At 66.8% G+C, this 3,498-nt stretch carries 5 protein-coding genes and 1 pseudogene; 3 read left to right on the plus strand and 3 right to left on the minus strand.

Going from position 1 to position 3,498, the window contains the following annotated elements; genetic code table 11:
* Positions 1-175: 175 nt before the first annotated feature.
* Positions 176-463 carry a hypothetical protein gene (locus BN1233_RS42160; RefSeq protein ID WP_147707863.1) on the plus strand — a complete coding sequence of 96 codons (288 nt, stop codon included), beginning with the start codon at positions 176-178 and terminating at the stop codon, positions 461-463.
* Between the two features lie 204 nt (positions 464-667).
* Here BN1233_RS42160 and BN1233_RS42165 read toward each other — a convergent pair whose 3' ends face one another.
* The 3 genes and pseudogenes from BN1233_RS42165 to BN1233_RS45815 all read right to left on the minus strand — a co-directional run.
* On the minus strand, positions 668-931 hold the full coding sequence (locus BN1233_RS42165; RefSeq protein ID WP_046869666.1) for a hypothetical protein: 264 nt from the start codon (positions 929-931) through the stop codon (positions 668-670).
* A gap of 287 nt (positions 932-1,218) precedes the next feature.
* On the minus strand, positions 1,219-1,452 hold the full coding sequence (locus BN1233_RS42170; RefSeq protein WP_046869667.1) for a hypothetical protein: 234 nt from the start codon (positions 1,450-1,452) through the stop codon (positions 1,219-1,221).
* Positions 1,453-1,604: 152 nt separating this feature from the next.
* A pseudogene (locus BN1233_RS45815) lies at positions 1,605-1,769 on the minus strand (CorA family divalent cation transporter); the annotation flags it as partial.
* Positions 1,770-2,189: 420 nt separating this feature from the next.
* Here BN1233_RS45815 and BN1233_RS42175 point away from each other — a divergent pair.
* Complete coding sequence (locus BN1233_RS42175; RefSeq protein ID WP_046869668.1) at positions 2,190-2,411, plus strand: hypothetical protein; 222 nt, start codon at positions 2,190-2,192, stop codon at positions 2,409-2,411.
* Positions 2,401-2,961 (plus strand): sigma-70 family RNA polymerase sigma factor, encoded by a 561-nt coding sequence (locus tag BN1233_RS42180; RefSeq protein WP_046869669.1) that lies wholly within the window; start codon positions 2,401-2,403, stop codon positions 2,959-2,961. The genes BN1233_RS42175 and BN1233_RS42180 overlap by 11 nt, the downstream gene beginning before the upstream one ends.
* Positions 2,962-3,498 lie beyond the last annotated feature (537 nt).

The following is a 3,498-nucleotide window of genomic DNA, read 5'->3' on the forward strand; positions in this document are numbered from 1 at the left end:
GATCGCGATGTGAGTGGTGTCCTTTTTCGTTCCCGTCGAGTCACCGGGGCCGGTCGGGGGCGGCTCTGGGGTCGTGCCCGTGACGGTCGGGGTCAGGGCCGCTCGTCCCGTGCCCCCATCCCGGTCGAAACCCACGTGACTGAAGGGCGTTGTTGGGTTTTGGGCGGGACCATCCATGACCGACGAGCAACATCACGATCTTCCGGCGAAAGTCCGCAAGGGGCGAAGCAGCCCTGACGCGGCGCTCCCTCGACCCATCCAGGAGCACCTCGCCCGCCAGCTCCGGGCCGCCTACCACGAGCGGCAGGACAAGCCGGCCTTCCTCGGGGACGCGGCACTCCCGCGGGAGTTCGACGGCTACCTCTACCGCCTGTGGTCAAGCGAGACGGCCCACAGGCGCAGGCGGGCGGGCGCATGCGGCCTTGCCGCCGTCCAAACGGCACTCATGGGTGTGAGCGCATAGCAGGTTTCAATCCTCTCCCTTGAGGCCGGCAATTGCTCGGCCTCTGCCGTGTTTTGTCCGGCAGCCTTCAGGCGCGTGATCAGGGCCTTCTGCTTGGCGCAACGCTTCCTCGGCCTCAGTCTCGTCCAGTCCGCTCATCCGGGCGTCTCTAAGTTCCGACAGCCGCCTTTCCGGGACGCGGAATCATCCATCCCGGAACATCGCTCAAGCGGGTTCGCAGTCCTCGAGGTCGGCCTCGTCGAAGACCACCTCTGGGACCTTGCAGGGCGGGCCCTCGAACCAACCTTCCTGCTCGGCCTCGGCCTGCGTGAGCCGCCGCGTTCGCGGGTGACCGTCCTCGATCACCGGGAGCTCGACGGGATCGACGCGGATCGCGACGATGGTCCGCTGCCCGATGTCGGTGCAGCGCCACCGTGCGCCGCTCGAGGTCCGGAACTCGTGGCCGATGCGGAACTCCGCGTGCCTCATGGCCCGGCATCGTAATCCTCTGACGGCGATTGCCAAGCGCGGGTGCGCCGGAGCATCGCCCCAGGAGCCTCGTTGATCGCACGCAGGGTTCCCGGATCCGTTCGCGGGTCGGGTTGTGCACCGACTGGGTCGCACATCGGAGATGAATCTCGTCTCGATGAGAGCCCGGGTTTCTCACGCCTGGGTCGAGGCCCCGGGGTGTGTCGGCATGCCTGTCCTCGATGATGTTCACCACGCAACCGCCGATCCGTGTTTGGATCGGCGACCACCAGGGCAGCAGGGCTTCCTCATTCCAGGCACGCAACCAACCCGAACCAGGTGGCCTCATCCCAGTAGGTGAGAGACCGGCCGAAGGGCCATTCACCCCGCCCAAGCGCGAGACCGAGGCACAGCGCTCCGGACAGCCCCGCCAGGTCGAAGAAGGAGCTCGGGTATCCGGCCACGATCTGGCAGGCTCCGATGACAACAAACGTCACGAGCTTGAGGCCAAACCGCGCCGCGACAGGCGAAACAGCGATCATGACGATTCTCTATGGCCGTCGCAGCTCTCACGATACCGCGTGCGCCAGATCGCGGCTTGTCCTGTGTGAGCCGGACCGCGAGATCATTGTCCATCCTCACGCACCAGGGTTCATCGGGCGACTGCGGCCGAGGACAAGTCACGGACCGCGGGCTAGAACCAGCCGCGCCACTTGAACCAGAGCAGCGGAATGACGGCGCTGACCAGGATCACCGCCAGCCCGAACGGGTAGCCCCACGCCCAGTCGAGTTCGGGCATGACCTTGAAGTTCATGCCGTAGATGCCGGCCATCAGCGTCGGCGGGATGCCCACCACCGAGGCAGGCACCGCGCAGCACCAAGAATTCCGATCTGGTTCCAGGGGACAAGAGGTGCCGGGGCATTGGCCCGAGCCATCCCTGCCCTGCCGAGCGTCGGTTCGTCTCACCGGGCCGGCGCACATGCAGCCACCCAGCGTCTGGGGTTTCGGAGGGATTTCGGAGGGTTCTCGCCGGGGTCGCCGCCGCCCTACGCTGCTCACGGTTAGGGCGGCTATTTGAGTGAGTGCATCCGGGGTGAGCGCACCGCCTCCGGCAGGCGAGAACCCGGCGAGAGATGCCAGACCAACAGCGTGGCCGACCTCGGGTTCCAGCGAGCCTGTAACGTGGGTTAGAAATCGTTTATTCCTCGGGAACGGGGCCGAGACTGGCCCGTTCCTCGCGTAGCTCCGGCAAGAGAGCGAAATCGGAGGAACGCCGCCATGGCGCGCAGCGCGACGGGAGACCGGTCGCAGAGCCAGCCTGTTGCTACGACCGGTGTGCAGAGCAGCAGCCCGCGCCGGAGCGCTCAGGTCGAAGCACAGGACCGGATCATCGCGGGGCTGCGCGCCATGTGGGCGGACCTGCTGGCCCGGCCCGTGCCCGCCCATCTTCTGCACCTCGTCCGCGAGTTCGAGCGGAAGGGCGCTGACAATGACTGTTGAACCCTCCCTACGCGACGAGATGCTTGCGGCGCTCCCGAGCCTGCGCGCATTTGCGCTCTCGCTGAGCAACGATCCGGTTCTTGCCGACGATCTCGTGCAAGAGACGATCCTGCGCGCCTGGGCGAACACGTACCGCTTCGCGCCGGGCACCAATCTCCAGGCCTGGCTCTTCACCATCCTGCGCAACGTGCTCCTGTCCGAGTGGCGGAAGCGCAAGCGGGAGGTCGAGGATGGGGACGGGTCCTACGCCGCCACCCTGAGGGCGTATCCCGACCAGCAGGACCATCTTGACGTCGACGACCTCCGGGCGGCGCTTGCCAAGCTGCGGCTGGACCAGCGTGAGGCGCTGCTGCTCGTGGCCGCGCAGGGCCTGTCCTACGAGGAAGCCGCCGCGGTGTGCGGCGTTCCCGTCGGCACGATCAAGAGCCGCGTCAACCGCGCCCGGCACCGGCTGCCCGAACTGTTGGGCCTCGACGGCGCTCCGGACCTCGGCCCTGACAATGTCACGAAAGCGGCGCTGGCTAGCCTGAGCCTCGGATCACCCGCATGAAGAAGGCCCGCAAGCTCTATGACAGTCCGAATGGCGACCACTGATATCTGATCCGGCATCCGTCCGGCGCGGTGTTCGTGTGCCACGAGGCCAACATCGCCCGGCGGGCAGGTCGAGCATGTCGGAATCGCCGAATTCCTGAGTACCGGACTGGGTCCGGAGCAGCAGGAACTCCTGCGCCTGATCGGAACCCTCGTGGACGAGCATCCGGCTCATCCGTGATGGCCCGCTCTCGCCAACAGAAGGCCGTCCTCCGGCCAGGAACGGGGCTGTCGAGCGGGTATTTTCCAGAGGCAGATCCGTGGCCCTCTCACGGCCTGCCCACCGCCCCAGGAGGAGGCCAGGTTAACCCGGGCGAGCAATCCATGAGCGTCCTGGCAGATCACCTTGGCGGAGCGCCTTACGTTGCGTTAGGGCTTGCGTCGTTGAGTTGTTGAAGGGCCACTCTGCCCGCTTGGATCGTCCCGGCGGGCCGTCTTTTGCGGCACCCTGGCAGAGCACCCCGAGGTGACGGCGGTGAACCGCGCCGGGATTCCC

It is taken from the genome of Microvirga massiliensis (assembly GCF_001006805.1).
GTDB lineage: Bacteria > Pseudomonadota > Alphaproteobacteria > Rhizobiales > Beijerinckiaceae > Microvirga > Microvirga massiliensis.

Coding starts and splice junctions, on each gene's coding strand:
- BN1233_RS42180 (WP_046869669.1), top strand. CDS start 2,401: ATGACTGTTGAACCCTCCCTACGCGACGAGATGCTTGCGGCGCTCCCG.
- BN1233_RS42175 (WP_046869668.1), top strand. CDS start 2,190: ATGGCGCGCAGCGCGACGGGAGACCGGTCGCAGAGCCAGCCTGTTGCT.
- BN1233_RS42170 (WP_046869667.1), bottom strand. CDS start 1,452: ATGATCGCTGTTTCGCCTGTCGCGGCGCGGTTTGGCCTCAAGCTCGTG.
- BN1233_RS42160 (WP_147707863.1), top strand. CDS start 176: ATGACCGACGAGCAACATCACGATCTTCCGGCGAAAGTCCGCAAGGGG.
- BN1233_RS42165 (WP_046869666.1), bottom strand. CDS start 931: ATGAGGCACGCGGAGTTCCGCATCGGCCACGAGTTCCGGACCTCGAGC.